Raw genomic sequence first — 5,069 nt, 5'->3', positions numbered from 1 at the left:
GATGAATACGGAGCTGATCTGTGTAAACATCAACCTCACTAAAAAAGATGCAATCGACGAGATCATCCGGCAGAGTGAAGAAATGGAGGAGTTTTACACCATTTATGTAGTGGATGATGAGGAGATTTTTAAAGGTATTGTTTCATTAAAAGACATTATTAAAGCAAAACACAATGCCAAAATAACCGAATTGGTTAAAATAGATGCAGTTTATGTGCATCCCGATACCGATCAGGAAGAAGTGGCGAACCTAATTTCACAATATAACTTAACCAGTATTCCAGTAATAGATGATCACCAGAAATTACTCGGTAGGGTAACATTCGATGATGTGATCGATGTAATGGAGGCTGAAAGTACCGAAGATATCTTGAAAATTTCGGGGGTATCAGAAGATGAAGAATTGAGCGGTAACTGGGTAGAAGCGGTAAAATCGCGTTTGCCATGGTTAATTATCAACCTCGGTACAGCATTTTTAGCTTCATCTGTAGTACGTTATTTTGATCCAACCATTAAGTTAATTCCTTCCTTAGCGGCCTACATGACCATTATTGCGGGGATGGGTGGAAATGCAGCTACCCAGGCACTTGCCGTAACCGTTAGGCGTATTTCACTTTACGACTTGACTGATAAACAGGCCTATCGTACCGTTTTAAAAGAATTTACCGTAGGCTTAATAAATGGTGCATCCAATGGATTAATCGTATTTATTTTTGCTTACTTTTTTGATGGAAACCCAATGCTTGGATTGGTTATCTTCCTGGCTATGACGGGCAATCTGGTAATTGCAGGCATCACGGGTGCTGGTATTCCATTAATTTTAAAACGGGTAGGTATCGATCCTGCCATTGCATCATCTATAATTATTACTACTTTTACCGACGTTTTTGGTTTCCTATTAATTTTAGGATTGGCCAGCAAACTTTTACTATAATCAGGATTTACTTGATTTTAGGATTTCAAGATTTAAAACTTGCAAAACTAAATTGAGCGCCTGTTAATTTAACTTAGACTACAAACTTTAAATCTGTAAAATCTGATCCCGATGCAAAAAACAAGACACGATTGGACAAAAGAAGAAATACAAGAAATTTATAACAGACCATTTTTAGATCTGGTTTACGAAGCCGCAAGCATCCACAGAGAAAATAAAGATTACAATGAAGTTCAGGTAAGTTCATTAATCTCGATCAAAACTGGAGGTTGTGCTGAAGACTGTTCATATTGCCCACAGGCAGCCCGCTACCATACCGAATTAGAAGTTCAACCATTGATGCAGGTTAGCCAAGTGGTTAGCGCCGCAGTTAAGGCAAAAGAGGGGGGGGCATCACGTTTATGTATGGGAGCCGCATGGCGCGAAGTACGTGATAACCGCGATTTTGACCGTGTAATTGAAATGGTGAAAGCCGTGAATGATATGGATATGGAAGTTTGCTGTACTTTAGGTATGCTTACCGAAAACCAGGCACAACGTTTAGCTGATGCTGGTTTATATGCATATAACCATAACATCGATACCTCTGAAGATGATTACAAACGTATTATTTCGACCAGAACTTACGATGATCGATTAAATACCATTAAAAATGTTCGTAAAGCCAAATTAACGGTATGTAGTGGTGGTATTATTGGTTTAGGCGAAACGGTAGAAGACCGTGTTTCAATGTTGCAGACTTTATCAAACATGGAAAAACATCCTGAATCAGTTCCCGTTAATGCTTTAGTGCCCGTAAAAGGTACTCCTTTAGAAAATCAGCCCCGTGTTCCAATCTGGGATATGGTAAGAATGATTGCTACAGCACGAATCGTAATGCCAAACTCGGTGGTGCGTTTATCAGCCGGTAGAAACGAAATGAGTACGCTAGAACAAGCTTTTTGCTTTATGGCAGGGGCAAGCTCTATTTTTGCAGGCGATAAATTATTAACCACACCAAATCCTGCATTTGTTGATGATATGGCCATGTTTGAATTACTGGGACTAAAAACCCGCGACGCCTTTAAAAATGGCAGACCAGCAAATACAAGAATTGAACAGGAAGCTATTTAATCAAAAAATATAAACTGATATCCGTGGTGTCAATTGTTTCCAACTGACACAAAGATAAGTTTCGATTCTTAAGTACTGTAAATAAAAAAGTCCCGACTAAAATCGGGACTTTTTTATAGCGGTATCATATATTTCTATCTGACACCAAGTTGAATCCTATTTTAATGTGAGATGGTAACATCTGACATCCCGGTATCCGGCTTCGCTTTAAACTGCGGTTACCCTTACCTCAATATTTCCTCTGGTTGCTTTAGAATACGGACATGCCCTATGCGCTTTATCAGCCAAGGCCTGTGCTTCCTCATGCGAAATCCCTGGAATATGTACATCCAGGTCTGCAGAGAGAACAAATGCATTACCATCTTTATTAAAAGAAACCAATACTTTTACATTTGCTTCACTAATATCAACACCTTCTCGCTCCGCTACACCACCTAAGGCTCCCAAATAGCATGGCCCCCAGGCAGCAGCAAACAATTCTTCTGGGTTTGTGGCGCCTCCTTGACCGCCAAGCTCTTTTGGCTTTCTTAAATCGAAATCTAAAATTCCATCACTCGATTTAATGTGTCCGTCTCGTCCTCCAGTAGCTGTAACTTCAGCCGTATATAGCTTTTCCATAATGTTTTCTTAATATGGATACTTAACAATTTTTAGTGGCCTTTGTTTTTAATACAAGGTATTTGAGAGTTTAAATCCTGAACTAATGCAGCATGACTACTTGCGTAATAAATCGATCTAAATCTTGATTTTTACCGATAGTTTGTAAATATCGTAGGCCACCTTCTGGATAAGGTCGAATTGCTCGGGAACCAAATCTTCTCCTTTTTTAATGGCTAAACCGTTATCATTTAGCCTGATTAACGGTACATTCTCAATTGTGCTGGCGCCTTTTTCCAGATTTTCAATAGACGTATCCAATAAATAATTGGTATTGTTGGCAATAGGCTTTAAGGAGTCGAAACTTTCGAAGATAAATTGATGTTCCTTATTGTAGAGCGAAAGTGTTGCAACATAAGAAGACAATAAATGGCTGAGCGCTGTAAACTGATGTACTTCTTTAATAAACAACTGTTTGCTTTTTGGTTCAGAAAACATTCTTTGAAACAGGGAAGCCAAATTTGCCGTACTTACATACACTTCTTTCCGTGCCAATTTATATTCCGTTCTGTTGTAATTTTTCTCAAAATACAATTTAATCACCTGTCCATAATAAGCCTTATTAGCCTTTAAAATATCGAGCATGGCCTCTTTGAGTTTTTCATGCTCCCAAGTCGGGAATAAAGAATAACTGGCCAATAGCGCAATACCAGAGCCTATAAAAGTATCATAAATCCTTTCGCGGGCCAGCGCTATCGATCCCATACCCAGAAAATCAAATAGGATTAAGATATATGGCGTCATAAAGAGCACACTCACTACGTAATTTTTCCTTTGGAAACTATAACAGCCAATCATACAGATTAATAGGATCACAAATAAAGTATTCCGATCGTGGATATAAGTAATCACACCCATACCAATGAACGCCCCAATCGTGGTGCCGATTAAACGTTGATAATTACGTTCTTTGGTTAAACTAAATCCCGGTTTCGAAATTACCAGAATGGTAAGGAGAATCCAGTAGCTATGTGAGAAATTGAGAATCTGCGCCACGATAAAACCCAAAAGCATCACCACAGTAACCCGTAACGAATGCCTGAAAGTAGAAGAAGTATAGGTTAAATTCTCTGTAAACAGTTTAAAATCGAATTTTTGCCTGGTGATAAATTTCTCTGTATCTACCTCAGCTTGTCTAATATCTTTGCTGTTTCTGATTTTAAAATAGCTGAAAATAGTTTTAACCCTTGATAGTATATTTTCGATGTTCACCTCAATATTTTTCAGGGCAATTATGCCTAAGGTATTGTATTCCTGATTTTGATTGTTCTTTTCCAGGTTGTTGATTTTGATCTTTAACCTTTCAATCTCAATCAATAAACGTTTTGAAACCACGGGTATTCCACCACTTTTTAAGGCAAAAGCAATATCATCAAGGGCGTAAGAGATCCGCTTAATGGCCATTTCATAATCTGATAATATACCTGCTTTATCAAACTGATCGTGCAAATGCTGGTAATTATAATAGGTAGACATTACCTGCTCGAAAAGATCGACCATATCTACAAATACCAATAACAAAAATCTGCCCTCAGGAGTAGAATCCCTTACAATTTCGCGGGTTCTAAAAAGCAATTCTCTTACCGCATCCTGTTTTTCATGAACAGAAACCTGAAGCTGCAACAGATCTGAATAGGTTTTATCGTAATTGTTATTTTGATGATAGAACTTGGCTTTTTCGCGTAGAAACTCTGCAACTTCCAGGATAGAATCGCTTAACGATTGCTGCACCAAACGGAAGGGGCGTAAGCGGTACACAAAATAACTTAAGCCAGTATACCAAAGGCTACCTATCAGGATCATAACTGCATGTAGCAATACTTCCTGCCATGGGCGTACATCATCAATGCTTAATACCATAATCAGTAAAACCGCGGTACCAACCGATGCAGCTCTAATACCGTAGATGTAAAACATCGAAAATACAAAACTGGATACAGCCAATAAAAAGCCGATAAAATAATGGTTCTTGTTGGTTAACCCCGTTATGATAGAGAAGGTAAAGATGAGCGCAGTAGTAATCAGCATTGCATTTCTTCGGTGCACCATTGGCCCCGGACTATCTACCACACTTACACATAAAGCGCCTAATGATAAAGTCATACCGTACTTTAACATGCCAAACTGGGCAAGAATTAAAGAGGGGAGCAATACACCAATGGTGATGCGGAGACCGTCGGCAAAATACGTACTCAATAAAAAGTCTTGTATATTTCTAATGGGTTGCCTAATCTGCATGATACAAAAATAACATAATAGCGAAGTTTTTTGTTGCGATTAAAATTAAGTTTTTTGCTTTTTTTAAACTTTTAAGCAGAAAATAGGTAATGGTTTGATTAACAAAATATTATGAATTGTTTATAAG

The 5,069-nt window shown here is 38.2% G+C and carries 4 protein-coding genes; 2 read left to right on the top strand and 2 right to left on the bottom strand.

The features are described 5' to 3' along the window. Positions 1 to 934, top strand: a 934-nt coding sequence (gene mgtE / locus AC1DPQ_RS17155; protein ID WP_477610344.1) for a magnesium transporter, incomplete at its 5' end; no start/stop codon positions are given. Between the two features lie 111 nt (positions 935 to 1,045). Continuing rightward, complete coding sequence (gene bioB / locus AC1DPQ_RS17150) at positions 1,046 to 2,047, top strand: biotin synthase BioB (protein WP_477583115.1); 1,002 nt, start codon at positions 1,046 to 1,048, stop codon at positions 2,045 to 2,047. Positions 2,048 to 2,254: 207 nt separating this feature from the next. Here bioB and AC1DPQ_RS17145 read toward each other — a convergent pair whose 3' ends face one another. Continuing rightward, positions 2,255 to 2,665: an organic hydroperoxide resistance protein gene (locus tag AC1DPQ_RS17145; protein WP_108198657.1), complete on the bottom strand. Its 411-nt coding sequence runs from the start codon at positions 2,663 to 2,665 to the stop codon at positions 2,255 to 2,257. A gap of 117 nt (positions 2,666 to 2,782) precedes the next feature. Continuing rightward, on the bottom strand, positions 2,783 to 4,942 hold the full coding sequence (locus AC1DPQ_RS17140; RefSeq protein ID WP_477610343.1) for an FUSC family protein: 2,160 nt from the start codon (positions 4,940 to 4,942) through the stop codon (positions 2,783 to 2,785). Positions 4,943 to 5,069 lie beyond the last annotated feature (127 nt).

The sequence above is a fragment of the Pedobacter sp. 01T416_2 genome (assembly GCF_056398925.1).
This window is presented reverse-complemented; position numbering and strand designations above follow the sequence as displayed.